This is a genomic window from Kocuria himachalensis, from assembly GCF_054784195.1.
Genome location: NZ_BAAGPL010000009.1, coordinates 93,099 through 118,509 on the forward strand (window position 1 = coordinate 93,099; position 25,411 = coordinate 118,509).

The 25,411-nt window shown below is 73.4% G+C and carries 19 protein-coding genes and 1 pseudogene; 9 read left to right on the forward strand and 11 right to left on the reverse strand.

The annotated features are described in order from the left end of the window. Nucleotide 1: 1 nt before the first annotated feature. The 3 genes from ACYVM4_RS07235 (at nucleotide 2) to ACYVM4_RS07245 (ending at nucleotide 2,847) form a co-directional block, all read left to right on the forward strand. Complete coding sequence (locus ACYVM4_RS07235) at nucleotides 2–1,507, forward strand: tripartite tricarboxylate transporter permease (RefSeq protein ID WP_368821875.1); 1,506 nt, start codon at nucleotides 2–4, stop codon at nucleotides 1,505–1,507. A gap of 189 nt (nucleotides 1,508–1,696) precedes the next feature. Continuing rightward, nucleotides 1,697–2,221 (forward strand): RNA polymerase sigma factor, encoded by a 525-nt coding sequence (locus ACYVM4_RS07240; protein WP_368821874.1) that lies wholly within the window; start codon nucleotides 1,697–1,699, stop codon nucleotides 2,219–2,221. After that, entirely contained in the window at nucleotides 2,218–2,847 is a 630-nt protein-coding gene (locus ACYVM4_RS07245) for a methylated-DNA--[protein]-cysteine S-methyltransferase (protein ID WP_368821873.1), read from the forward strand. Before ACYVM4_RS07240 ends, ACYVM4_RS07245 begins: the two co-directional genes overlap by 4 nt. Before the next feature lie 76 nt (nucleotides 2,848–2,923). On the opposite strand, the gene ACYVM4_RS07250 is transcribed toward ACYVM4_RS07245, so the two are convergent. From ACYVM4_RS07250 to ACYVM4_RS07270, 5 genes are all read right to left on the reverse strand, one after another. Next, the gene (locus ACYVM4_RS07250; RefSeq protein WP_368821872.1) at nucleotides 2,924–4,381 is read right to left on the reverse strand and encodes an amidase; all 1,458 of its coding nucleotides are present in this window, start codon (nucleotides 4,379–4,381) and stop codon (nucleotides 2,924–2,926) included. Further along, nucleotides 4,378–5,604 (reverse strand): amidohydrolase, encoded by a 1,227-nt coding sequence (locus tag ACYVM4_RS07255; protein ID WP_460668097.1) that lies wholly within the window; start codon nucleotides 5,602–5,604, stop codon nucleotides 4,378–4,380. Before ACYVM4_RS07255 ends, ACYVM4_RS07250 begins: the two co-directional genes overlap by 4 nt. A 50-nt stretch (nucleotides 5,605–5,654) precedes the next feature. After that, a complete protein-coding gene (locus ACYVM4_RS07260) occupies nucleotides 5,655–6,392 on the reverse strand; it encodes a hypothetical protein (protein WP_368821869.1) in 738 nt (245 codons plus the stop codon). 26 nt (nucleotides 6,393–6,418) lie between these two features. After that, complete coding sequence (locus ACYVM4_RS07265; protein ID WP_368821868.1) at nucleotides 6,419–7,144, reverse strand: DUF5058 family protein; 726 nt, start codon at nucleotides 7,142–7,144, stop codon at nucleotides 6,419–6,421. 66 nt (nucleotides 7,145–7,210) lie between these two features. Next, nucleotides 7,211–8,464: a M20 family metallo-hydrolase gene (locus ACYVM4_RS07270; protein WP_460668098.1), complete on the reverse strand. Its 1,254-nt coding sequence runs from the start codon at nucleotides 8,462–8,464 to the stop codon at nucleotides 7,211–7,213. A 272-nt stretch (nucleotides 8,465–8,736) separates the two neighbouring features. Here ACYVM4_RS07270 and ACYVM4_RS07275 point away from each other — a divergent pair. Continuing rightward, a pseudogene (locus ACYVM4_RS07275) lies at nucleotides 8,737–10,332 on the forward strand (N-acetylglutaminylglutamine amidotransferase); the annotation flags it as partial. Between the two features lie 285 nt (nucleotides 10,333–10,617). On the opposite strand, the gene ACYVM4_RS07280 reads toward ACYVM4_RS07275, so the two are convergent. Both ACYVM4_RS07280 and ACYVM4_RS07285 read right to left on the reverse strand, forming a co-directional pair. Beyond that, nucleotides 10,618–13,179: an MMPL family transporter gene (locus ACYVM4_RS07280; protein WP_368821866.1), complete on the reverse strand. Its 2,562-nt coding sequence runs from the start codon at nucleotides 13,177–13,179 to the stop codon at nucleotides 10,618–10,620. Between the two features lie 161 nt (nucleotides 13,180–13,340). Further along, nucleotides 13,341–14,003 carry a TetR/AcrR family transcriptional regulator gene (locus ACYVM4_RS07285; protein WP_368821864.1) on the reverse strand — a complete coding sequence of 221 codons (663 nt, stop codon included), beginning with the start codon at nucleotides 14,001–14,003 and terminating at the stop codon, nucleotides 13,341–13,343. 281 nt (nucleotides 14,004–14,284) lie between these two features. Between ACYVM4_RS07285 and ACYVM4_RS07290 the strand changes: the two genes are divergently transcribed. Next, nucleotides 14,285–15,016 (forward strand): hypothetical protein, encoded by a 732-nt coding sequence (locus ACYVM4_RS07290; protein ID WP_368821862.1) that lies wholly within the window; start codon nucleotides 14,285–14,287, stop codon nucleotides 15,014–15,016. 71 nt (nucleotides 15,017–15,087) lie between these two features. Next, the gene (locus tag ACYVM4_RS07295; protein ID WP_368821861.1) at nucleotides 15,088–16,263 is read left to right on the forward strand and encodes a zinc-dependent alcohol dehydrogenase; all 1,176 of its coding nucleotides are present in this window, start codon (nucleotides 15,088–15,090) and stop codon (nucleotides 16,261–16,263) included. A gap of 163 nt (nucleotides 16,264–16,426) precedes the next feature. Here the strand turns inward: ACYVM4_RS07295 and ACYVM4_RS07300 are convergent, their stop codons facing one another. After that, nucleotides 16,427–17,710 (reverse strand): saccharopine dehydrogenase NADP-binding domain-containing protein, encoded by a 1,284-nt coding sequence (locus tag ACYVM4_RS07300; RefSeq protein WP_368821860.1) that lies wholly within the window; start codon nucleotides 17,708–17,710, stop codon nucleotides 16,427–16,429. A 372-nt stretch (nucleotides 17,711–18,082) separates the two neighbouring features. Between ACYVM4_RS07300 and ACYVM4_RS07305 the strand changes: the two genes are divergently transcribed. Next, nucleotides 18,083–19,015, forward strand: coding sequence for a tryptophan-rich sensory protein (locus tag ACYVM4_RS07305; RefSeq protein WP_368821859.1), 933 nt, complete (start codon nucleotides 18,083–18,085; stop codon nucleotides 19,013–19,015). Between the two features lie 43 nt (nucleotides 19,016–19,058). Here the strand turns inward: ACYVM4_RS07305 and ACYVM4_RS07310 are convergent, their stop codons facing one another. Beyond that, nucleotides 19,059–19,952: a fructosamine kinase family protein gene (locus ACYVM4_RS07310; RefSeq protein WP_368821857.1), complete on the reverse strand. Its 894-nt coding sequence runs from the start codon at nucleotides 19,950–19,952 to the stop codon at nucleotides 19,059–19,061. Nucleotides 19,953–20,065: 113 nt separating this feature from the next. Continuing rightward, the gene (locus tag ACYVM4_RS07315; RefSeq protein WP_368821856.1) at nucleotides 20,066–21,997 is read right to left on the reverse strand and encodes a glycoside hydrolase family 15 protein; all 1,932 of its coding nucleotides are present in this window, start codon (nucleotides 21,995–21,997) and stop codon (nucleotides 20,066–20,068) included. Nucleotides 21,998–22,119: 122 nt separating this feature from the next. Here ACYVM4_RS07315 and ACYVM4_RS07320 point away from each other — a divergent pair, with 122 nt between their 5' ends. Then, complete coding sequence (locus ACYVM4_RS07320; RefSeq protein WP_368821855.1) at nucleotides 22,120–23,475, forward strand: glucose-6-phosphate dehydrogenase; 1,356 nt, start codon at nucleotides 22,120–22,122, stop codon at nucleotides 23,473–23,475. 210 nt (nucleotides 23,476–23,685) lie between these two features. Here ACYVM4_RS07320 and ACYVM4_RS07325 read toward each other — a convergent pair whose 3' ends face one another. Then, the gene (locus ACYVM4_RS07325; protein WP_460668099.1) at nucleotides 23,686–24,579 is read right to left on the reverse strand and encodes a PIG-L deacetylase family protein; all 894 of its coding nucleotides are present in this window, start codon (nucleotides 24,577–24,579) and stop codon (nucleotides 23,686–23,688) included. 564 nt (nucleotides 24,580–25,143) lie between these two features. On the opposite strand from ACYVM4_RS07325, the gene ACYVM4_RS07330 reads away from it, so the two are divergent. Further along, nucleotides 25,144–25,365, forward strand: a complete 222-nt coding sequence (locus tag ACYVM4_RS07330; protein ID WP_368821554.1) for a hypothetical protein — start codon at nucleotides 25,144–25,146, stop codon at nucleotides 25,363–25,365. Nucleotides 25,366–25,411: the final 46 nt, after the last annotated feature.

Consider the following 25,411-nt stretch of genomic DNA (forward strand, 5'->3'; position numbering starts at 1 on the left):
CATGGAGACACTGAACCTGTTGATGCAGGGCTTCGAGGGAGCCCTCAGCCCCATGAACCTGCTCTGGGTCGTGGTGGGGTGTCTGCTGGGCACCGCGGTGGGCACCCTGCCGGGCATGGGCTCCTCCATGGCGGTGGCCCTGCTGCTGCCCCTGACCTTCGCCCTGGACCCCACGGCGGCGTTCATCATGTTCTCCGGCGTCTACTTCGGCGGCCTGTTCGGCGACTCGACCATGGCCATCCTGATGAACACCCCGGGCCAGGGCTCGGCGATCGCCTCGACCTTCGAGGGCCACAAGATGGCCAAGGACGGCCGGGCGCCACAGGCGCTGGCCACCGCGGCGATCGGCGCGTTCATCGGCGGCATGACCGCCTCCGTCGTCGTCGTCTTCCTGGCCCCGGCGCTGGCGAACCTCTCCGCCAACTTCGGCCCCGCCGAGTACTTCGCCCTGGCCCTGTTCGCCTTCGTGGCCACCTCCTCGGTGGTCGCCGACTCCGCGGTCAAGGGACTGGCGGCCCTGGTGCTGGGCCTGGGCATCGCCACCGTGGGCATCGACTCGGTCTCGGGCACCGAGCGCTTCACCCTCGGATCCCCGGACCTGTTCGACGGCATCTCCCTGGTCACCGTCTCGGTGGCGGTGCTGGCCCTGGGCGAGGCGCTGCACGTGGCCTCCCGCATCCGCCGGGACCCGGCCGCCCACCAGATGAAGCTCACCGGGCGGCCGTTCCTCTCCCGCCAGGAGATCCGCGAGGCCGCCCCGGCCTGGGCCCGCGGCACGGCGATCGGGCTGCCCTTCGGCGTCATCCCCGTGGGCGGGGCCGAGGTCCCGACCTTCATGTCCTACGACCTCGAGCGCCGCCTCGACCGGCGCCGGGCCGAGCCGTCCTTCGGCCGCGGCTCCATCCGCGGCCTGGCCGCTCCGGAGGCGGCCGGCAACGCCACCACCGGCACCGCCATGGGCGCCCTGCTGGCCCTGGGCCTCCCGGTGTCCTCCACGGCGGCGATCATGCTCGCGGCCTTCCAGCAGTACGGCCTCCAGCCGGGCCCGCTGCTGTTCGACCGCTCCCCGGACCTGGTGTGGTCCCTGCTGGCCAGCTTCTTCATCGCCATGATCGTGCTGATCGCCATCAACCTGCCGTTCGCGCGGGTCTGGTCGAAGCTGCTGCTGATCCCGCGGCCCTACCTGTACGCGGGGATCACCGTCTTCTGCGGCCTCGGCATCTACGCGACCTCGGGCTCGACGTTCGACCTGTTCCTGCTCCTGGGCCTGGGCGTGCTCGGCTTCGTGATGCGCCGCTACGGGATGCCCCTGGCGCCGCTGATGATCGGCATCGTGCTCGGCCCGCTGGCCGAGACGAGCATGCGCGACGCCCTGCTGTCCTCCAACGGCGACTACTCGATCTTCGTGTCCGGGCCCATCCCGCTGGTGCTCTACGGCCTGCTGCTCGTGGTCCTCGCCTTCACGGTCCGTTCCAAGATCGTCAACCGGGCCCGCCAGGACGTGTAGTTCCCCGGCTCCACCGCGTGCCGCAGCGCCCCGTCCCGGGAGTCCCCGGGGCGGGGCGTTGCGGCACGTCCGCCCGGAGGACGTGCTGCCGGGGCGGTGAGCGGCTCTCGCGACACCCCGTCCGGCAGGATAGGAGGAATGTCCCGGCGCCGACCTCACGTTCCGGCCGGTCCGTCCGTCTACGGGGTGATGAACACGAAAGAGCCTTTCGAGACGCTGGTGAGCCGGCACGGCCCCGTGGTGTGGCGCGTCTGCCGAGCCGTACTGAGCACCCCCGCCGACACCGAGGACGCGTGGTCGGAGACGTTCCTGGCCGCCCTGCGGGCGTACCCGGATCTGCCGGCCACCGCGAACGTGCAGGCGTGGCTGGTGACGATCGCCCACCGCAAGGCGATCGACGTCGTCCGGGCACGATCCCGGGCGGCGGTGCCCGTAGCCTCGCTGCCCGAGCCCCCGGCGCACCGGGACGCGCCGCACGAGCACGACTCCCCGCTGTGGGCGGCCGTCGCCGCCCTGCCGCCCAAGCAGCGGCACGCCGTGGCCTACCGCTATCTCGGCGGACTGCCCTACCGGCAGATCGCCGAGCTGCTGGGCGGCACCCCGGAGGCCGCCCGCCGGGCCGCCGCCGACGGCGTGGCCTCCCTTCGCAGGACCCTCGCCACGACAACCACCGGGACCCCCGCGGAGCCCGACCGGACAGGAGAGGACCGATGACCACCCATCCTTTCAGCACGCCCTCGAACTCACCCCTGCACGACCTCCGCGCCGAGCCTGTGCCGGAGACCGCCCTGCGAGGCCTGCACCGCCGCCTGGAGCACGGTGCCGCCGCGGCAGGTCTGCTCGACGTCGCGTACACAACCGTCAGCACCCCGGTGGGAGTGCTGCTGCTGGCCGCCACGGAGGAGGGCCTGGTGCGGGTCGCCTACGCCCGGGAGGACCACGAGGCGGTGCTGCAGGACCTCGCGCGCCGGATCAGCCCGCGGGTGCTGCGCGCCCCGGCCCGCCTGGCCCCGGCGGTGCGGCAGCTCGAGGAGTACTTCGCCGGGACCCGCACCCGCTTCGAGCTCCCGCTGGACCGGTCGCTCTCGCACGGGTTCCGGCGCCTGGTCCAGGAGCACCTGCCCGAGATCGGCTACGGCCGCACGGAGAGCTACGGCGCGGTGGCCCGGTCGGTCGGGCGCCCGCAGGCCGTGCGGGCGGTGGGCACGGCGTGCGCCACCAACCCGCTGCCGGTGGTCGTGCCGTGCCACCGCGTGCTGCGAAGCGACGGCGCCCTGGGTGGATACGTCGGCGGCCTCGAGGCCAAGACGGCGCTGCTCGAGCTGGAGGCGGCGGCTTGAGCACGCCCGGCCGGGCGGCTCGATGCGGCGGCTCGGCTCGGCACCGCGCCTCCGAGACGCGGCTCAGGAGCGTCGTTCAGAGGCGCGGCGCGACGTCCGCGTGGCGGGTGGCGTGGTCGTAGGCGCGAGCGGTCCGGAGCAGCTCGACGTCGCGCCCGTGCGCGGCGACGAGCTGCAGCCCCACGGGCAGACCACCCGGGCTGAAGCCGCCCGGCACCGAGACCGCCGGGCACCCGGTGGCCGAGATCAGGCTCGCCGAGCGCATCCACTCGACATATGTCTGCATCGGCATACCGGCGACCGTACGGGGCCAGCGCTCCTCGGACGGGAACGGCAGGACCTGGGAGGTGGGCGTCAGCAGCACGTCCCACCGGTCGAAGAACGCGCGCACCGCCTCGTGCAGGCGGGTGCGCGCCAGGGCGGCGTCCATGAGCTGCTCGGCGGTCAGCGCCAGCCCCTTCTCCACGTTCCAGACGATCTCCGGCTTCACGAGCTCGCGATGCTCCGCGAGCACCGTGCGCAGGTTGACGGCCATGTCGAAGGCCCGGGTCACGTCGAACACCTCGTCGGCGTCGCGCAGGTCCGGGACGGCCTCCTCGACCACGGCACCGAGCTCCTCGAACACCCGCGCCTGGGCGAGAAGCACCTCGACGATCTCCCGCTCCACCGGGACGCCGAGGCCGAGGTCCGTGCTCAGTCCGATCCGGACGCCGGCGAGGGGGCGGGTCCCGGGGTCGGGCGGGTCCTCCCCCGCGAGCGCCCGGAACCCCGTCCGCGGCGCCGGGCAGTCCAGGGGGATCCGCGGATCGGGGCCGGCCAGCACTGACATGGCCAGGGCGATGTCGTCCACGCTGCGGGCGAGCGGACCGGAGCGGCCCAGCCAGGCCCAGGCGTTGCCGGCGGGAGCCGAGGGCACGACCCCGGCGGAGGGCCGGAACCCGGCGATGTTGCAGAACGCAGCCGGGTTGCGCAGGGACCCGCCCATGTCGGAGCCGTCGCCCAGGGGCTGGATCCGGGACGCGATCGCGGCGGCCGCCCCGCCGCTGGACCCGCCCGCGCTGCGGTCGAGCGCCCAGGGGTTGTTCGTGGTGCCGAAGACCTCGTTGAAGCTGTGGGAGCCCGCGGCGAACTCGGGCACGTTGTTCTTCCCGGTGCTGATCACCCCGGCCGCCGTGAACCGCGCGACGATCAGGTCGTCGTGCTCCGGGACGTGCTCCGCGAACACCGGCGAGCCGGACGTGGTGCGGATCCCGGCGGTGGCGTGGGTGTCCTTGTGCGTCATCGGCACCCCGTGCAGGGGCGGCAGCTCGTCCGCGGGCGTGACGGCGGTGAGCTCGTCGGCGCGGACGGCGGCCTCGTACGCCCGTTCGCGGACCTGCGTGACCACGGCGTTCACGACGGGGTTCACGGCGTCGATCCGGGCGAAGTGGGCGTCGAGCACCTCCCGCGCGGAGACCGTGCGCGCCCGCACGGCCGCGGCCAGGTCCCGGGCGGAGAGCTGGAGCAGCTCCGTGGTCCCTGCGCCCCCCGTCATCGGGTGCCCACGCGGGAGAGGATCGCGCTGACCGCGGCCGTGACCCCGGTGCTCAGCGTGGGCTCCATGACAGGGGCGAAGAACGGCGAGTGGTTGGTCGGCACCGGTGCGTCGCCGTCGACCGCCTCGTCGGACATCCCGCCGAAGAACCAGTAGACACCGGGCACCCCGATGGCGTCGGGCAGGTGCCCGAAGTCCTCGCTGCCCATCTGCGCGGGGCGGTCGAGCACGTTCTCCGCGCCGAGGGCCGCACCGAGCACGGCGCGGAGGGCATCCGTCTCGACCGGGTCGTTGACGAGCAGCGGAAAGGTGTAGATCTCGTCGATCCGGGGCTCCGGGGCGCCGGAGGTCACGGCCTCCCCGCGGATGACCCGCCGGATGGCCGCCAGCACCTGCTCCCGGACGTCGGCGTCCAGGTTGCGGACGTTGACGGTGAACTCCGCGACCGCCGGGATGATGTTCTCCTTGAGCCCGGCGTGGAAGCTGGCGATGGTGATCACCGCCGCCTGCTGGGCGGGGATCTCGCGGGAGACGATGCTCTGGATCCGCACCACCATGTGGGCCGCGAGCACCACCGGGTCGATCGTGTCCTCGGGACGGGAGCCGTGGCCGCCCCGGCCGTGGACCGTGACCTTCCAGCCGTCGGCCATCGCCATGGCCGGACCGCTGGTGAGCTCCACCTGGCCGGCGCGCCCGGGCCAGACGTGCTGGCCGTAGACGATCTCGGGGCGGGGGGCGCGGTCCCACAGGCCGTCCTGCAGCATGGCCAGCGCGCCCTCGGCCGTCTCCTCGCCCGGCTGGAACAGGAAGACCACGGTCCCCGCCCAGGCATCCCGGTCACCGGCCAGCAGGGTGGCCGCCCCGATGGCGCTCGTGATGTGGGTGTCGTGCCCGCAGGCGTGCATGACGGGGACCTCGGTCCCGTCGGGCAGCACGCCCCGGGCGGTCGAGGCGTAGTCCAGGCCGGTGTCCTCCGCCACGGGCAGGGCGTCGGTGTCCGCGCGGAAGCCGACCACCGGTCCCTCGCCGTTGCGCAGCACGGCGACGACGCCGGTGCCGCCGCAGACGAAGGTCTCGCAGCCCAGCTCGTCCATCCTCGCCCGGATCAGCTCGGCGGTCGCGTACTCCTGCATGGACAGCTCGGGGGCGCCGTGCAGGTGGCGGTACAGGGTGTGCAGGTCCTCGCGCAGCTCGGCGGGGAGGTCGGGCAGGATGACAGTCATGATGTCCTCTCGTTCACGATGGCAGGTCGGGGCGGGCAGGTGACGCAGTGTCAGAGCACACCGTCCTCGCCGGCGACGGGCGGATGCTCGGTCTTGCGGTTGCGCAGCACCCAGGCCAGCACCATCGTCAGCAGCACGACGACGGCGGTGGCGAAGTTGCGGAACACCGGCCCCAGGACGGGCACGAGCAGCAGCTGGACGACCGCTCCCACGGCGAGGGCGACGAGGAGGATCCGCGGCTGCTTCACGTAGGCTGCCAGCTGCACGATCACCGCGCCGATGATGGCGGGGAAGATGTAGAGCCTTGCGATGTCCGTGACGGCCGCCGGCACCACGCTGACCAGCCAGGTGCCCAGCACGCCGACGAACAGCAGCAGCGAGAAGATGTGGACCACGGCCGCCCCGCAGATCGCCATCACGGCGGCGAGCTCCGCACGGCGGGTCCCTGGCTTGGCGTCGATGGCGGCCTGCGCGACGATCGCCGAGGGCAGCAGCTTGTTCGCGATGTTGCCGATCATGAACGCCTGGTACATGGCCGCGGGGCCGAGCACCGGGTAGTAGGTGATGGGCTCGATCACCCAGATGACCGCGAAGACGGCAGCCACCGCGAGGAACCCTGTGAGGAGGTCGCCGAACGCGATCTCGAGGTCGGTGAAGAACACCAGGTAGAGGGGGCCGATGTAGGAGACCAGCAGGCCCAGGAGCATGGTGGTCCGCCCCCACCGGGAGGTGGTCCGGTCGTAGTCGGCGTAGGCGGCAGATGCGGAGGCGGCGGAGGGTGCGGACATGGGAACTCCTCGGGGTCTTGGAGCGGTCAGGCCGTGGGGCCGAGGCCGGCGCCGTGGGCGAAGTAGGCGACCACCAGGCCGACGATGATCGAGAAGCCGAGTCCCCACTCCCGCAGCCACGGCGCGTGCAACGCCTTGGCCAGCCACAGGCACACGGCCATCACCAGCGCCGAGACGACGACCGTGATGATGTGCACGGTGCTCTTGGGCAGCTCGGCGATCCCGAGCGAGGCGAACGCGGCGAGCAGCGCGGCCGAGGGGACGATCGCCATGAGTGCGGGGTTCACCGTGCGCAGCTTGGTGTCCCCCCGTTTCAGCATCGGGGTCAGGATGAGCGTCGCGATCATCCACATGCCGCCGGAGAGGGACATGGCCATGAACGCCACGGCGAAGACCTCCGGCGTCCACGTGGGGCCGCCGAGCGCGGCGTCCATCGTGCCGGCCGCCAGATTGGCCGAGGACGTCTCGGTCGCGGCGGAACCGACCAGGCCGATCCGCACGAGCACCGCAGGGGCACCGAAGAGCGGCAGGAGGGCGATGGCCACGATGACGACGGCGAGGGAGGGCCCGATCGCGGCGACCCCACCGGCGCGGAAGGACTCCCGCAGGTCCTGCCGGGTGAAGCCCACCGCCGGGCCCGCGCGGCTGGCCGCCCGCATGTAGATCACGGTCTGCAGGATGATCACGGCGAAGACGGCGAGCGCGGACAGCCACAGCACCGGGCTGTTCGCGTAGTCCAGGAGGGGTTCCATCGGGACGCTCCAATCGTGGGATGTCGTGCTCGGGTGGTGCCGTCCGGAGGTGCCGGCGGCCGGAGGTCACAGCGGCGCGGTGTCGAGGGCCCGGAGGGTCTCGCCGAGGACGTGGACGCCCCGGCCGATCTCCAGGGGGTCGGTCCACTCCTCGGGGCAGTGGCTGCGGCCGTCGCGGGAGGGGATGAAGATCATCGCCATCGGGGCCAGGGCCGCCATGTGCACGGCGTCGTGCGTGGCGCCGCTGGGGATCGGCCGCCAGGAGTACCCGAGCCGGTCCGCCGTCGCGGCGACGACGTCGTGGGCGCGCGGATGGGCGTCGACGACCTCGTTGTCCGTCGTCCAGTCGAACTCGACGTCGACGCCGTAGCCGCGGGACGCCGCGAGCACGGCCTCCCCCAGCCTCCGCCGGGCCCCGGACAGCCACGACCGGTCGATGCTGCGCAGCTCGCCCCGGAGGTCGACCGCGCTGGGGACCACGTTGGGGGACGGCGAGAGATTGTTGACGTGCGTGGCCGTCGCCACCCCGTTGCCGGGCGCCCCGCAGCCCTCGCGGCGCACGGCCAGAACGGCTTCGGCGGCGGCCACCAGGGCATCCTGCCGGTCGTCGACGAGCCGGGTGCCGGCGTGGTCCTCCCGGCCGGCGAAGTGGGCCACGAAGCGTTCGATGCCGCAGACGGAGGTCACCACGCCGATCTGCTCCCCGCCCTGCTCGAGCGCCGGGCCCTGCTCGATGTGGAGCTCCACGAAGGCGTGCAGCGGGCCCGGACCGGGAGCGGACGAGTGCAGCACGGCGGACGGGTCGAGGCCGAAGTCCTCGTAGGCCGTGGCCAGGGTCCGCCCGGCCCCGTCGCGGCGGCCGAGGTCGGCGGCCGTCATCTCCCGGGCCATGGACCGGCTGCCCAGGCAGCTGAGGCCGAAGTCGTTGGGCTCCTCGCCGAGGAAGTCGACGATCAGGAGGTCCCGGGACAGCGGGGAGCCCGAGGCACGGATGCTCCGGGCGACCTCGATGGCCGCGAGCACGCCGACGACGCCGTCGAAGCGCCCGCCGCCGTCGACGGTGTCCGTGTGGGAACCGGTCATCAGCGCGGGCGCGGAGGGCCGGGCGCCGGCGAGCCGGCCGACCAGGTTCCCGGCGGCGTCCCGCCGCACCTCCAGACCGGCGTCCTTCATCCGCGCGGCGACCCAGTCGCGGGACTCCCGGTAGGGATCGCTGAAGACCTGGCGCGTCCATCCGCGTCGGTCGTCCCGGCGCAGCCGGGACAGCCGACCGACCTGCTCCTCGACCCGCTGGGTCGTCTCCTCCAGGTCGAAATGCATCGAGCACGTCCTTCCGGCGGAGCGGTCGGGTCCTGCCCTGCTCGGGCGGTCGGAGCCGACACCATGGCATTCCGAGTGGTCCGGTCAGGTAGGCCGCACCCTACCCACTCCGGCCCCGCCGCACCAGGGCACGCCTCCTGGTGGGGCTCCGGTGAAGGACCTCCGTCAGGGGGACCGTCCGGACCGAGCCCGTAGCAGGGGAGGATGATGCTCTCGCGCCACGGATCTCCGGTCCCGACCGGCCCTGCGCCCCGGAGCGGGGGCGAGCGCTGATGTGCGGCATCGCCGGTGAGATCCAATTCGACGGCGCCGCCGCGGACCCGAGCACGATCCACCGCATGACGTGCGCCCAGTCCGGCCGCGGCCCGGACGGGCAGGGCGCCTGGGCCCAGGGGCCGGTGGTCATGGGCCACTGCCGGCTGAGGATCGTCGACCTGAGCCCCTCGGGCGGACAGCCGATGGTCGACTCCCGGCTGGGGCTGTCGATCGTGTTCAACGGGATGATCTACAACTACCGGCAGCTGCGCGAGGAGCTGCGCGGGATGGGCTACGAGTTCTTCTCCACCTCGGACACGGAGGTGGTCCTGAAGGCCTACCACCGCTGGGGCCGGGGATGCGTCGACCACTTCCACGGCATGTTCGCCTTCGCGCTCACCGAGCACACGAGCGGGCGCACGGTCCTGGCCCGCGACCGGCTGGGCATCAAGCCGCTCTACGTCGACCACACGGGGTCGCGGCTGCGGTTCGCGTCCACGGTGCAGGCGCTGCTGGCGGCCGGGGACGTCGACACCTCGATCGACCGCACCGCCCTGTCCTACTACCTCACCTTCCACTCGGTGGTCCCGGCCCCGCGCACGATCCTCCAGGGCGTGCGGAAGCTGCCGCCGGCGACCGTGCGCACGGTCGAGCGCGACGGCTCGGCCTCGGACCACGAGTACTGGAACCCCCAGTTCACCCGCGACGAGGACCGCTCGGACTGGTCCGAGCAGGACTGGCAGGACGGGCTCGTCGAGAAGCTGCGCACCGCGGTGAGGCGGCGCATGGTGGCGGACGTCCCCGTGGGCGTGCTGCTGTCCGGCGGCATCGACTCGAGCCTCGTCGTCGCCCTGCTCGCGGAGAGCGGGCAGGAGGACCTGCAGACGTTCAGCATCGGCTTCGAGTCCCGGGGCGAGGAGTCCGGGGACGAGTTCGAGTTCTCGTCCCCGGTGGCCCGCCGCTTCGGCACCGACCACCACCAGATCGCGATCGACGACGTCCGCCTGGTCCCGGCGATCGACCGGACCGTCGCCGCGATGAGCGAGCCGACGATCAGCCACGACTGCGTGGCCTTCTACCTGCTCAGCGAGGAGGTCTCGAAGCACGTCAAGGTGGTGCAGTCCGGCCAGGGCGCCGACGAGGTGCTCGGCGGCTACCACTGGTACCCGCCGCTGGCCGACGTCGCGCGCGACGACGCCCGGAGGACCTACTCCGAGTCGTTCTTCGACCGGCCGTGGTCCCGGCTCGCGAAGGTCCTCTCCCCCGAGTGGATGGCGACCCACGACGCGCCGACCGCGTTCATCGAGCGCCACTTCGGCCGCCCCGGCGCGGAGACCGCCGTGGACGCCGCCCTGCGCACCGACTCCACGGTGATGCTCGTGGACGACCCCGTGAAGCGCGTCGACAACATGACGATGTCCTGGGGCCTCGAGGCGCGGGTGCCGTTCCTCGACCACGAGCTCGTCGAGTTCGCCGGGCGCATCCCCCCGGAGCTCAAGCTCGCCGACGGCGGCAAGGGCGTGCTCAAGCGCGCGGCGCGCGGCATCGTCCCGGACGAGGTGATCGACCGGAAGAAGGGCTACTTCCCCGTCCCGGCGATCCGCACCCTCGAGGGCGGCACCCTGGACCGGGTCGAGGCCGCCCTGACCGACCCGGCGGCGGTGCGGGCGCGGGCTCTACAACTCGGAGGTCGTGGAGACCCTGCTGGCCGACCCGAACCAGCACCACACGCCGCTGCGCTCCAACGTGCTGTGGCAGCTGGGCCTGCTGGAGATGTGGCTGCAGGAGAACGGCGTCGCCTGACGGCTCGAGCGGCCGGGCCCAGGACGACGGCGCGCCCCTCCACCCGCTGCGGGTGGAGGGGCGCGCCGCTGTCGCCGGGGTGTCCCGGCGCCGCGTCAGTCGCGCCGGCCGGCGCCGACCAGCTCGCGCTCGGCGTCCGGACCCGGCGCCGCGCCGCCCCAGCCGCTTGGCCCGGCCGCGCCGGCCGGGTCGGCCGGAGCGGGCGGCGTGCGGTCGCGGCGCAGGGAGTCGCCCTCGACGTCCACGTTCGGCAGGATCCGGTCGAGCCGGCGGGGCAACCACCAGGCCTTGTCACCGAGCAGGTGCATGACCGCGGGGATCAGCATCATGCGCACCACGAAGGCGTCGACGAGCACGCCGAAGGCGAGGCCGAAGCCCAGGGGCCGGATCATCGCCATGTGGGAGAACATGAAGCCGGCGAACACGGAGATCATGATGATCGCCGCGGCGGTGACCACGGCCCGGCCGGCCTGGAGCCCCTCCTGCACGGCGGCCCGTGCCGAGCGGCCGTGCACGAACGCCTCGCGCATCCCGGAGACCAGGAACAGCTGGTAGTCCATGGCCAGGCCGAACAGCACGCCCACGAGGATGGTGGGCAGGAAGCTGAGCACCGGGCCGGGCGCGTGCACGCCGAGGAGCCCGCCCAGCCAGCCCCACTGGTAGATCGCCACCACCGCGCCGAACGCGGCGAAGAGGGAGAGCATGAACCCGGCGGTCGCGACGACCGGCACGAGGATCGAGCGGAAGACGAGCACCAGCAGCACCAGGGACAGCCCGATCACCACGGTGAGGTAGAGCGGCAGCGCGTCGGCCAGCAGTTGGGAGACGTCGATGTTGCCGCCGGTCTGGCCGGTGACGCCGATGCCCACACCGTGCTCCTCCTCCAGGGCGGGGGACAGGGCGCGCAGGTCGTTGACGAGCTCCTCGGTGGACTCGGCGGCGGGGCCGTCCACGGGCACGACCTGGAACGCGGCGGTCCGGTGGTCCTCCGACAGGCCGGCCGGGACCACGGAGACGACGTCGTCGTTCGCCATGAGCTCCTCGCCCACGGTGAGCTGCAGCTCGGCGGCCCCGGACGCGTCCGTGCCCTCCGGCAAGTCGGCGACCACGAGCAGCGGGCCGTTGGCGCCGGCGCCGAACTTCTCGTCGAGGACCTGGTAGGTGCGGTACTGGGTGGAGTCCTCGGGCTCGGAGGAGGCGTCCGGCAGGCCCAGGCGCATCGAGGCCGCGGGGAGCGCGACGACGACGAGCGCGAGCACGCCGGCCACGAGGGTCAGCACCGGGTGGCGGGTGGCCACCCCGGGGCGGGGCTCCCCGAGGTGGGCGGGCCGGCGGGCGGCGCGGGCCCGGGCGCGGGCGGAGAGCAGGCGTCCGCCCACGAGGGACAGCAGCGCCGGGGTGAGGGTCACGGCGATCAGCACGGCCACGGCCACGCAGATCGCCGCCGCGGTGCCCATGACGCCCAGGAACGGGATGCCGGTGACGTTGAGCGCGGCCAGGGCGATGATGACGGTCAGCCCGGCGAAGACCACCGCGTTGCCGGAGGTCCCGGTGGCCAGGCCGATGGACTCGTGCAGCTCCGTGCCGGCCAGCAGCTGCTGGCGGTGCCGGTTGAGGATGAACAGCGAGTAGTCGATGCCCACGGCCAGGCCTAGCATGACGCCCAGCATCGGGGTCACGGACATCATGTCCAGGACCCCGGAGAAGGACAGCACCCCCAGGGCGCCGACGGACACGCCGGTGAGCGCCATCAGGATGGGCAGGCCGGCGGCCACGAGGGTGCCGAGCATGGCCAGCAGCACGATCCCGGCGATGGCCACACCGATGATCTCGGCGGGGCCGACGAGCTGGGAGATGTCCTGGGCGATCTCCAGGGAGTAGTCGACCTGCACGCCCTCGATCTCCGTGCCGTCCACGGCGGCCTGGAGGGACTCCTTCTCCTCCGCGGTGACCGCCTGCTGCTCGGCGGTGAAGGTCACCACGGCCATCGCGGTGGTCCCGTCCGCGGAGACCGTGCGGGTCTCCGCGGCCAGGGCCATCATCCGCTCGCCGCGGTCGAGCTCGGGCAGCCCGTCCGCGAGCCGCTCCCGGTTGCGCTCGAGCTCCGCGCGGCCGTCGTCGAGGGCCTCCTGGCGGTCGTCGAGCTCGTCCAGGACCTGGTCGGGGGCGTCGGCCCGCTCGGCCTGCTCGCGGGCGGCGTCGAGCCTCTCCTGGTTCTTGTCGAGCGTGCCCTCGGCGGCGTCGAGCTGCGCGCGGCCGTCGGCCGCCTGCTCGCGCCCGTCCGCGAGCTGCTGCTCCTGCGCCTCGCGCTCGTCCTGCGCGGCGAACGGGTCCAGGACGCCGTCGACGCCCGGGGACTCCTCCGCCGCGGCGAGCGCCTCGCCGATCTGCTCGCGCTGGCCGGCGCCGAACGGGTCGCCGTCCTCGGTCTGGAACACGATCCGGCCGGTGCCGTGGCCGGCGTCGGGGAGCTCGGTCTGCAGGCGGTCGGCCAGCCGCTGGGTCTCGGTGCCGGGAACGGTGATCGCGTTGGTCAGCTGCCCGCCGAAGGTCGCGAAGGCGCCGCCGGCGAGGAGCAGGACCGCCGCCCAGGCCGCGACCACGGCCCAGGCGCGGCGGGCGGCGAAGCGCCCGAGTCGGTACAGCAGATGTGCCATGTCTCTTCTCTGTCGGTCGTGTCAGGACGGTCGTGTCAGGACGGTCGTGTGCGGACTGTCGTCTCAGGGATCTCGTGCCGGGAAGCTCGTGCCGGGAAGGCGGGTCGTGGGTGCGGGTCAGTCCGCGAAGCCGTGGCGCAGGCGGTCCACGGCGGTGCGGGTCAGTCCGCGAAGCCGTGGCGCAGGCGGTCCACGGCTGTGCGCACCAGCCGCTGCCAGGTCGCGCGGCTGTCCGGGGTGTCCACCGCGCCGGTCTCCTCGGCCCACCGCTCGAAGGCGACGGCCAGGGCGTGGAGCAGCAGGCTCGCGAGCAGGTCCACGGTGAAGGGGGGCGCGCCGGGGACCCGGTCGGTGATCTCGGAGGCCAGCCGGGCGGTGAGGGTCTGGAACACCTCGTGCGCCCACATCGCGGTGATGGGGCTGTCCTCGCTCGCGCCCATGAGGTGGGCGATGTGACACATGGCAGGAATCAGCTCGGTGCGCTCGATGACGTCGGCCAGCTGCTCGAGGACGGCTCCGGGGCTGGGGTTCGCAGGCGGCGGGGTGGCCGCCACGACCCGCGCGAAGTTGTCGACGAACACTCCGAGCAGCTCGCTGAAGCGCGCGTAGACGGCGTCGTCCGCGGAGGCGAAGTGGTTGAAGATCGTGCGCCGGGAGACCCCGGCCCGCCCGGCGAGGTCGTTGACGGTGAAGCGGCCCAGTCCCCGCTCCGCGGCCAGAGCGGCGGCGGCGTCGATGATGGCGCGGCGGTTGTGGTACTTCACCGCCTCCCGCCGGTCCTCCGGGGGGCGGTCCTGGGCCGGCTCGGCGGGCAGATTCGTCACGAGTGCTGACACTACGTGCAAGCGTGCACTCTGTGCAACGTTGCACAAAGTGCAATGGCTCACTCCGACAGCAGGTGGAGCGCCCCCTCTGCGCTCCCGACGCGCGCTCGTTCCCCACGGGGGCCGCGGGTCTGCGGCAGGGACCGCAGCCCCTCCGGGACACGGAGAGGGCAGATCGGGCGGCTGCGCCCGAGGATCGGGCGGGCGGGCGGGGCGGGCGAGGCCCGGGCACGTGACCTACCGTGGGGCCAGGACCGGCCGGCCCGACGGAGAGGACAGCAGTGGAGCGGAACGAGGACGCCCGGCACCAGCACCGGCGGCCGGTCGACGAGGCCGAGCAGCTCGGCCTCGCGGAGGGGCTCTCACGCCGGCTCGACCGGCCGATGGGCATCCTGGGCGTCCTGTTCCTGTTCGTGGTGCTGGGCCAGCTGCTCGCCGAGGACCCCGGGCTCGTGGCCGCCCTCAACGTGGTCGGCTGGCTCTTCTGGGCCGTGTTCGTCGGCGAGTTCCTGCTCCGGGCCTACATCGCCCGGTTCTCCGTCCGGTTCTGGAAGCGCAACTGGTGGCAGGTGCTGTTCCTCCTGCTGCCCTTCCTGCGCTTCGTCCGCGCACTGCAGGCCGCCCGGCTGCTCCGGTTCACCCGGCTGACGCGGGCGGGGAGCGTGCTCTCGGCCGGGGTGCGGGGCTCCCGCTCGGCGGGGAAGCTGCTGTCCAGCCGGATCGGCTGGCTCGCAGCGGTCACCGGCGTCGTCGTCCTGGTCTCGAGCCAGCTGCTGTACGTCCTCGGCCACTACGCGGGATACGGAACGGCGCTGTCAGACGCTGCGATGTCCACCGTCACGGGCCGGGAGCTCGGGGCGCAGGGGGTCTTTCCCCGTGTGCTGGAGGTGGTGCTGGCGCTCTACTCCGTGGCCGTCTTCGCCACCCTGGCCGGTTCGGTGGGGGCGTACTTCCTCCGCGGCGAGACCTCGGCCGAGGCCGCGCACTATGCGGGCGCGGACACCGCCGAGTAGGCTGGGGCCAACCGAACAGATCAGCATGCTGTCGTTCCGGACCGGAAGGGCGGCTCTGAGAAGGAGGATCGATGAAGGCTCTGACATGGCAGGGAAAGCGCTCGGTGAGCGTCGAGGAGGTTCCGGATCCGCAGATCCAGGAGCCCACGGACGCGATCGTGCGGATCACGTCGAGCGGGATCTGCGGGTCGGACCTGCACCTGTACGAGGTGCTGGGCCCGTTCATGGACAAGGGCGACATCATCGGCCACGAGCCGATGGGCATCGTCGAGGAGGTCGGCTCGGCCGTCACCCACATTAAGGCCGGGGACCGCGTGGTCATCCCGTTCAACGTCTCCTGCGGGCACTGCTTCATGTGCAACCAGGGGCTGCAGTCGCAGTGCGAGACCACCCAGGTCCGCGAGTACAACAGCGGCGCGGCGTTCCTCGGCTACTCGCGGCTCTACGGCTCCGTGCCGGGCGGCCAGGCCGAGTACCTGCGGGTGCCGCACGCCGACTACGGGCCCATCAAGGTCCCCGAGACCGGTGAGGACGAGCGCTACCTCTACCTGTCCGACGTGGTGCCCACCGCGTGGCAGGCCGTGAAGTACGCCGCTCCCCCGGAGGGCGGCTCCCTGGCCGTGCTGGGCCTGGGCCCGATCGGCCAGATGTCCGCCCGGATCGGCCGGCACCTGGGCTACCGCGTGCTCGCGGTGGACCCGGTCGCCGAGCGCCGGGCCATGGCCGAGCGCCACGGCATCGAGACGCTGGACTCCTCCGGCGACGTGGCCGAGCGGCTGAAGGACCTCACGGACGGCCGCGGCCCGGACTCCGTGGTGGACGCGGTCGGGATGGAGGCCCACGGCTCCCACGTGGCCGGTGTGGCCCACAAGGCGGTCGGGCTCCTGCCGTCCCCCCTGGGCCGCAAGGCGATGGAGACGGCCGGGGTGGACAAGCTCAGCGCGCTGTACACCGCCATCGACGCCGTCCGGCGCGGCGGCACCATCTCGCTCAGCGGCGTGTACGGCGGCATGAAGGACCCCATGCCGATGCTCACGCTGTTCGACAAGCAGATCCAGATGCGCATGGGCCAGTGCAACGTGAAGTTCTGGGTCGACGAGCTCCTGCCGCTCGTGGACGACCCCTCGGACCCGCTGGGCGTCCTCGACCTGGCGACCCACCAGGTCCCGCTGTCGCAGGCCCCGGAGATGTACGAGAAGTTCCAGAAGAAGGAGGACGGCTGCATCAAGGTGGTGCTCAAGCCGTAGTCCCGCCCACCGCGGACGTGCCGCCGGCCCCCGTCCCTCGCGAGGGACGGGGGCCGGCGCGCGCTCGGCCCACGGTGCCACGCCGGCGCGCGCTCGGCCCCCCGTGCCCCGCCGGCCGCGCTCGGCCCCCCGTGCCCCGCCGGCCGCGCTCGAGCGGCCGCGCTCAACCGACCGTGATCCGCACCCGGGCCGGGCGCAGGGCGTCGAGATCGCCGTCCAGGGCCAGGGCGGGCGTGCTCGAGCCGAGGGCGGCGTCCGGGACGCCGTGCACCGCCATGCGCAGGGCGAGCTCCGTGGTCAGCCACGGGGTGGTGCCGTAGCCGGGGTTGCCCTCCGCCTCCAGCACGGCGGGAAAGCTGCTGCCCTCGTGGGTGGTGAACACCCCGCGGGTCGTCCAGGACCAGCCGGTGCGCACATCGCCCACCGGACCCGTCCCGACCTGCGGCAGGACCTCCGCCAGGACGTCGGCGAGCCGCGCCCGCACCGGGTGCGGCAGGCCGGTGGCGAGACCGGCGAGCGCCTGGAAGACGGCCACCGCCACGGCCGCGGCGAAGCGCCCGGCCCCTCGGAGCCCGCCCGCGCGGCCGACGTCCATGGCCTCGCGGAAGGCCACGGGGTGCGCGGCGGCCCCCGGGACGGGACTGAGGGCCTGGGTGCGGTGCACCACCGGGGGGTTGATCGCCGCGAGCGGGCTCATGGCCGCGAGCACCCGGCCGCCGGCGGTCCGGGCGCGCAGGCGCAGCGGGCTGAACGCGCGGACGGCGTCGGGGTCCGCGGCGGTCCCGCTGCCCGGCGCCGGGTCCGGGAGGCGGGCGGCGACGTCCCCGGTGCGGGCGGGGTCGGGGTCCCGCAGCACCTCGACGAGGCTCTGCACGGTCCCGCCCGAGACCGACTCCGAGAATCCGGTCCCGGGTGGAGTGCGCACGGAGGTCACGACGTCCGCGGTGCGCAGGGTCTCGCCCCGGGCGGCGGCGTGCCGGCGGGCGGCGTCGACGAGGACGTCGGCGGGCAGGGCCTCGAAGCCCGCCGTGTGCACGAGCGTGACCCCGGCGGCCCGCGCGGCCTCGTGCAGGTCCCGGTCGGTCCGGTGCACGAGCTGGGACTCTCCCGTCACGTCGACGTAGTGGGTTTCCTCCGCGACGCACGCGGCGAGCACCGGGGGCGCCAGCCGCGTGTAGGGCCCGGCGAGGTCGACCAGCACGTCGACCCGGCGGACGAACGCGCGCAGGGAGTCGGGGTCGGCGATGTCGGCGTGCAGGACCTCGGGGACGGGGAGGTGCCGGTCGGCGCACAGGGCGCGGACGCGCTCGGGGTCCCGGGCGCCGACGACGACGTCCACTCCCGCCTCGGGCGCCCGCGCCAGGAGATGGGCCAGCGCCACACGCCCGGTGATGCCGGTGGCGCCGAGAAGGCCCACGACGGGCCGGGGACTGTGCTCGGGTTCCATCCGGCCACTCTAGGGGAACGGCCCGGCCGCCGGCCGGGCACCGGGGCGTCCCGGGCGCCGGAGTCCCTCAGGCACCGCATCGTCCCTGGCGGCGCCCAGGTCCAGGGCCTACCGTGGCGGACAGGGGTCCGGGTCCTCGGCCCGTGCCCACTGATCCACATCCGCCGATCCGCGCCTCCCGGCCTGTGACTTCCGCTCCGCGCCTCCCGCCCTTCCCGCTCCGCCCTTCCCGCTCCGCCCTTCCCGCTCCGCCCTTCCCGCTCCGCCCTTCCCGCTCCGCCCTTCCCGCTCCGCCCTTCCCGCTCCGCCCTTCCCGCTCCGCCCTTCCCGCTCCGTGACTCCCGACCCGCGCCACTCGAGAAAGGTCCCGCCGTGACCGCCTCCCCCGCCAGCACCCGCCGCACCGGGCTGCGGCCCACCACCGCGGACCGCGTCCGGCAGGTCGTGGTCACCGTCAGCGAGATCGCGTGCCTGCTGGGCACGCTCGTCGGGATCGGCATCTTCGGCACCCGGGTCGAGGAGTCGTCCGGCGGCAGCCTCTCCGCGGACGCCACCCTGCTCGCCCCGGCCGGCACGGCGTTCTCGATCTGGTCGGTGATCTACCTGGGACTGTTCGCCTACACCGTCTGGCAGTGGCTGCCCTCGCGGGCGACGGACCCCCGGGCCCGCGCCACCGGCTGGCTCGCGGCGGCGTCCATGCTCCTCAACGCCGGCTGGCTGCTGGTCACCCAGCAGGGCTGGATCTGGACCAGTGTCGGGGTCATCGTCGCCCTGGTGCTGGTCCTGGGCCTGCTGGTGGTGCGCCTGACCGAGCTCCCCGGCCGGCGCGGCCCGCTCGACCTGCTCGTGGTCGACGGCACCTTCGGGCTGTACCTGGGATGGGTGTCCGTCGCGACGGCCGCCAACGTGGCGGCCGCCCTCGTGGCCTCGGGCGTCCCGCAGGAGGGCCGGGGCGCCGAGTGGATCGGCGTCGGCGTCGTGCTCGTGCTCGCCGCGGTCGTCGCCGCCATCCAGAGGCGGGTCGGCGGCCGGTGGGCCGTGGCCGCCGCCTCCGCGTGGGGGCTGTCCTGGATCGCGGTCGGCCGGGCCACGGACGAGCCGCGGTCCATGCTCCTGGCCTGGGGCGCCGCCGCGGCGGCGGTCCTGGTCGTGCTGGCCACCGCGTACCTCCGCCGGCGCGCCGGCGTCCGGGACGGCACCGCCCAGCACGGCGCCGGCCGGAACGGTGCGGGTCGGATCGGCGCCGACCAGCACCGGGCCGATCGGACTGCGCACACCGATCGAACGGCGGACGAGCAGCACTGAGGGTCCTCCGCGAGCCCCCGCCACCGATTTCCCGCGCCGCGGGTCAGCCGCGCAGCCGAAGGAGCGCCCGCACCGCCGCGTCCCCGTAGCCGCCGCCGAACCGGACGGCGTGCACCAGCAGCGGCGGCAGCTGGTACCACGGCACCCGCTCCTGCCAGCCGGGCGCGAGCGGGTGCTCGGCGTCGTAGGCGGCCAGGCACTCCTCGCCGAAGCCCCCGAACAGCAGCATCATCGCGATGTCGACCTCGCGGTGCCCCCAGTGTGCCGACGGGTCGATCAGCCAGTTCCGCCCGCGGACGTCCACGAGTCGGTTGCCGGCCCACAGGTCGCCGTGCACCAGGGTGGGCGGTTCCTGCGGACCGGCGAGCTCCTCGGCCCGTGGGGCGAGCTCCTCGAGCAGGTCCGCGGCGTGCGCAGCGATCCGGCCGGCCGCGAGCGCGTCCCGCAGCAATGGGCGGATCCGCCGGTCGAGCAGGAACGCCGCCCAGTCCTGGGTCGGGGACAGGTCCACCTGGAAGGACCCGATCCTCGCGGGCAGCTCCGGGGCGAGCCCGCCGAAGGCCTTTCCCTGCGTGCGGTGCAGCCCCGCGAGCCCGCGCCCGCACTCCTCCTCGGTGCCGGGCCGACGCCGGCCCGGGGCCTCGTCGATCCACTCGAGGACGATGCCGTCGTCCGTCCACCGCACGACCTCCGGCACCCCGAGGGCCTCCGGCACGTGCTCCCGCAGGGCCTGCAGGCCGGCGACCTCCGCCGCCATCATCCCGGCTGGCGGGTCCGCCATGGTCTTCGCGAACAGGGGTCCCCGTGCCGTCTCCAGGCGGAAGGCCGACGCGGTGTCGCCCCCGGCGAGAGGAGAGGCCCGTTCCACCCCGAGTCCGTCGACGAGGTCGTCGGTGAGGTCGTGCGGCAGGCCCGCCGCTCGGTCGAAGGTGCTCATGCGGTCCGTTCTCCTCGATCCGTCCTGCTCCGTGCCGACGTCCGCGCCCCCGCCCTGCCGGAACCCGGCCGTCGTCCCGCGGTTGTCGTGCGGGCGCCGTGCCGATGCCGCGCCTAGGCCTCGAGCCGTTCCGCGAGGTTCACGCCGGCCCGCGCCCGCACCACGGCGTCGACGGCGCGGATGAACCCGAGGTGGCTGAACGCCTGGGGGAAGTTCCCGGCGAGCCGCCTGCTCACGGGGTCGTACTCCTCGGCGTAGAGGCCCAGGTCGTTGGCGTAGCCCGCGAGCTGCTCCAGGAGCTCGCCGGCGTCGTCCACCCGGCCGCTGCGCGCGTACTGCTCCACGAGCCAGAACGTGCAGATGAGGAACGGGTACTCGTCGCCCTCGAGACCGTCCAGGCCGGAGGCGGTCCGATAGCGGTGGACCAGACCGTGCGCTCCCCGCAGGTCCCGCTCGATCCGGGCCACGGTGCCGAGCATCCGCGGGTCGTCGTAGGTCACGAAGCCCGTGTGCGGCAGCTGCAGCAGCGAGGCGTCCACCTCGGTGTTGTCGTAGGTCTGTGTGAACGTGTTCAGCTCCGTGTTGAAGCCGTGCTCCAGGATCTCGGCGCACAGCCGGTCCCGCAGGTCCCGCCACCGCTCCACCGGCCCAGAGAACCCGTGCTCCTCGACGGCGCGCACGCCCTGGTCGAAGGCCGCCCACATCATGGCGCGCCCGTGCACGAAGAACCCGGCGTTCCCGCGCATCTCCCAGATCCCGTGGCCGGCCCGGTCGAAGTTGCGCTCGCAGAAGCGCAGCAGGTTCTTCTGCAGGCCCCACGACCACTGGTCCTCCTCCACACCGGCGTCCCGGAGGGCGGCGAGCGCGAGCATGACCTCCCCGACGACGTCCGCCTGGTACTGGCCCACCGCGCCGTTGCCGATCCGCACGGGAGTCGAGGCCTCGTACCCGCCGAGGTGGCCCAGCTCGCTCTCGGGCAGTCGCCGCTCCCCCGCCAGGCCGTACATGATCTGGACCTGGTCGGGGTCCCCGGCCACGGCCCGCAGCAACCAGTTGCGCCAGTGCAGCGCGCCGTCGGTGAAGTCGTGGGCGACGAGCACCTCGATGGTCAGGGCGGCGTCCCGGAGCCACGTGTAGCGGTAGTCCCAGTTGCGCGATCCCCCGAACTCCTCGGGCAGCGAGGTGGTGGGCGCCGCGACGATCCCCCCGGTCCCGCGGTGGGTGAGGGCCCGCAGCACGAGCAGCGAGCGCAGGACCGCCTGCTCGTGGCGCTTGTGGGTGCTCACGTGCGAGGACCACTCGGTCCAGAAGGACACCGCCCGGTCGAGGGCGGCGGCGGGGTCCACGGGGGTGGGCAGCGGGTGGTGGGACTCGTGCCAGGTCAGCACCCAGTCGAGGGACTCCCCCGACGAGAGCGGGAAGCGCCCGCCGAGCCGGTCGGCGACGACGCCCTCGTCCTCGTCGGGGTGCCCCGTCCCGTTCCGGACGGCGTCCTCGAGCGGGTCGACGCGCGGGAAGTCCTCGGCGTGCAGCATCGGTCCGGTCAGGAGCAGGGCGTCCGGGCCGGCGATCGAGAGCTGCCCGCACGTGCCGTTGCCGTCGATGTCGACCCGTCGCGTCCAGGGCAGGGCGCGACCGTAGTCGAAGCGGATCCGCAGGTCGTGCTCCACCTCGACCGTCCCCGAGATGCACTCGACCCGCCGCACGAGGTCGGCGTGGTCCGGGTGGTCGTCCCCGGCGGCCACGGGGGGCAGGAAGTCGGTCACCACGACGGTCCCGGTGGGGGTGCGCCACGTCGTCTCGAGCACGAACGTGCGGGGCAGGTAGCGGCGGGACGTGACCTCGCCGTCGACGGCGGAGAGCTTCCAGCACCCGTCCTCGGGCGTGCCCAGCAGGGCCCCGAAGACCGACGGCGAGTCGAAGCGGGGGAAGCACAGCCAGTCGACGCTGCCGTCCCGGGACACGAGCGGCCCGGTGTGCAGATCGGACAGCAGGGCGTAGTCCTCCAGGGGGGTGGACGGGGGCCGGGTCGCGTGGTCGCTCATCCGCCCATTCAACCAGCCTCGACCCGGCGTCCGGTCGGCACAGCGCCGTCGCCGTCGCCGCGGGCCGCCCGGGCCGGCGGGACGGGAGGCGTGCTCCTCGGAGGCCGGGGTACCGTGCTGGCATGACCACCATCAGGACCCTGATCGTTCTCGGCGCCACCGGCGACCTCACGTCCCGCCTGCTCCTGCCGGGGCTGGGCACGCTGCTCAGCTCGCAGCCGGAGCTGCGGATCGACGTCGTCGGATCCTCCCGCGAGCCCGCGGACGGGTGGGAGCAGGTCGTGGCGGAGGCCTTCGACGCCGTCGGCGCCTCCGGGCCCGCCGCCGCGCACACGCGGGAGACCGCCCGCTACGTGGCCGGCGACGTCACCGATGCCGGGGACCTCGCCCGCCTGCTCGACGACGTCGAGGGCCCGGTCTGCCTGTACTTCGCCCTGCCCCCGGCGGTCACCGCGCAGGCGTGCGAGGTCATGGCCGGGATGGACCTGCCGGAGGACCTGGTGCTGGCCCTCGAGAAGCCGATCGGCTCCGACACGGAGACCGCCCGGGAGCTGAACCGGCTCGTGGGCCGGATCGTCCCCGAGGAGCGGACCTTCCGGGTGGACCACTTCCTGGGCATGCCGGCGGTGCTCAACTTCGTGGGGCTGCGCTTCGCCAACCGGCTGCTGGAGCCGCTCATGAGCCGGGAGCACGTGGAGTCCGTGGAGATCGTCTTCGACGAGACCCTGGGCCTGGAGGGACGTGCGGGGTTCTACGACGCCACGGGGGCGCTGCGGGACATGATCCAGTCCCACCTGCTGCAGGTCATGGCCCTCGTCATGATGGAACCGCCCTCCTCCTTCGACCAGGTGGAGATCCCCACGCTGACCAGCCACGTGCTGCGGGCCACGAAGCTCTGGCAGGACGATGTCGCGGGGGCCGCGGCCCGTGGCCGCTACACCGCCGGCAGCGTGGACGGCCGGGAGCTGCCCGACTACACGGCCGAGGACGGCGTGGACCCGGGGCGCGGGACGGAGACGTTCGCGCAGGTGGTCCTCGAGGTCGACACGTGGCGCTGGAACGGCGTGCCGGTCACCCTGCGCTCGGGCAAGGCGGTCGGCAACCCCCGCCAGGAGATCGCGATCACGTTCCGCCGCCCGCCGCACGACTACGAGCAGCTGCCCCGCTCGGGGGACGTGGCCCCGAACGTCCTGCGCATGGGCCTCGAGGAGGAGCAGCTGAGCCTGGAGCTGAACGTGGGCGGGCCCTTCGACTCCCGCGGGATGACCCGGGTGACGCTCTCGTCCGGGATGGCCCGGCCGGGCCTGACCGCCTACGGCAGCGTGCTGCGGGGCATCCTCGAGGGCGACCACACCTTCGGCGTCCGCGGGGACGCGTCGGAGCAGGGATGGCGCATCGTCGACGAGGTGCTCGCCGCCTTCGAGGACGGCCGAGTCCCGCTGCTCGAGTACCCGGCCGGCAGCTCCGGGCCCGTCTGAGCGGGAGGCGCCGGCCGGAGCGCGGCCGGGCGCCGCCGAGCCGTCGCGGCGGCCGTCGCCGGGGCCGTCGCCGGAAACACCCTCGGGGTCCCGGACGGGAGCTCCGTCGGGAACGCCGGTGGGGTCCACGGCCGGAGTCGCCGTCGGTCTCTCCGTCCGGGTCCGCCGGGGTGCCGGGATGTCCGCGGGACGACCTCGGCACCCCGGGACCTAGAGGTCGCCGATCGCGGAGCCGAGCAGGCGGACCGGCTCGAAGGCCTCCGCGTTGGTGTTCTTGGCCTGCGCTCCGCGGAACGCGGCCATGCCGCGGACCCGCCCGGGGGTCATGTAGGGCTTGCCGGCCTGGTCCCGGTGGGAGAGCACGGCCTCGACCTTGACGTCGACGTAGCCGTCGATGTCCACGAACACGGACGGGTCGAAGTCGCGGGTCACCGACGGGGACTCGTAGCACAGGATCGAGTGGTGGGCCCGGGCGGCGCGCAGGGTGGCCTGGTGCACCGCGTAGTGGTCCTGGTGCTGGTCGTGGGCGGAGTGGGTGAAGATCACGTCCGGCTCGAACTCCCGGATCGCGGCCTCGATGGCCCGGACCATGTCGTTGCTGGCCGCCTCCAGCTTGGTGTCCGGGAAGTCGTGCACCCGCAGCCCCGTGAGGCCGAGGAACGAGGCGCCGCGCTGGGCCTCGGCCGGGCGCACCCCGGCGTTGCCGCCGACCTCCCCGGAGCTCATCACCAGGCCGCGGACCTCGTGACCGGTGTCCACCAGCTTGGCCAGGGTCGCCCCGCAGGCGAGCTCGAGGTCGTCCGGGTGGGCCCCGATGGCCAGCACCCTCCGTCGCTCGACCACGGTGGTGGCCGGGATCCGCCGCTCGGCGATGGCGAAGCCGAAGACACCGGTGGCGACCAGGGTGGCCACCGCGATCGCGTCGCAGACCAGAGTCACGGGCATGACCGTGGCGCACCACAGGTTGAGCACCAGCAACACCGAGTAGACGACGACGATGGCCTGGCGCAGCGACCTGGCCCCGGCGATGAACCGCTTGTGCCGCGTGTAGGCGGTGGTCGACAGGACGTAGACGAGGACGACGGTGCTCAGCAGAGCACCCACGACGGATGGCAACATTTTTCCCCCCAGGAATGATCGGCCCGGCCCGGAAGCTCCTTCGCTCCGGGTCGAGGACGCCACCGGCCCCCCGACCGGTTCGACGTCCCCCCGACCGGGGTGGTGGACACCACCGGGTCGGGTATGAATCAGTTTGCATGAGGAAACAGTTTTTTGCATCCGTTAATAGGCGTTCGGGCGACCCCACATCCGCCCACATCGACGGAAGGATCTCCCCGCACTGGCCCGCCGGCCCCCGGTCCCGTCGCGCTCTCGAGTGGTTGACCGGGCGCCGCGGGCACCTGCTCTCCGGCTGCCGCGGCAGCACCACGAGAGGGAGCAGCATGCGCGAGACGGCTCAGGACGGCTCAACGCCGGATTCTGGGAGCCGGTCCCCTGGTGGTCGGCCCATGATGGTCCGGCGCACCCTGCGCTGAGCACACGCTTCCCGTTCCCAGCCGACTTTATAGTCAGCCTGCTTTCGTATTCTCCTGTTTCGTGTGAGACTGGGCGGACACCGCTCGAGGAGCTCACCGTTCCCGGTGACCGCCACATGAAAGAGGTACTTCCATGATCAGCACGATCCAGAACCTTGGTGTCCGCAGCGAGCACGCCTACGCGGCGGGCTTCGCCTCCATCGGCCTGTCGGTCCTCTCCTGGACGATCAGCCTCGGCAAGAGCAAGTCCAAGCCCCAGGCCGACCGCTGGGGCCTCTTCGTGGGCGAGTGGACCCCGACCTTCTTCGCGATCGGCGTGGCGCTGAAGCTCGAGGAGACCTCCTCCAAGAAGTAGGTCCTCCGGACAGCACGTCCCCGGACGCAGCGGCGGCCCCCATCCT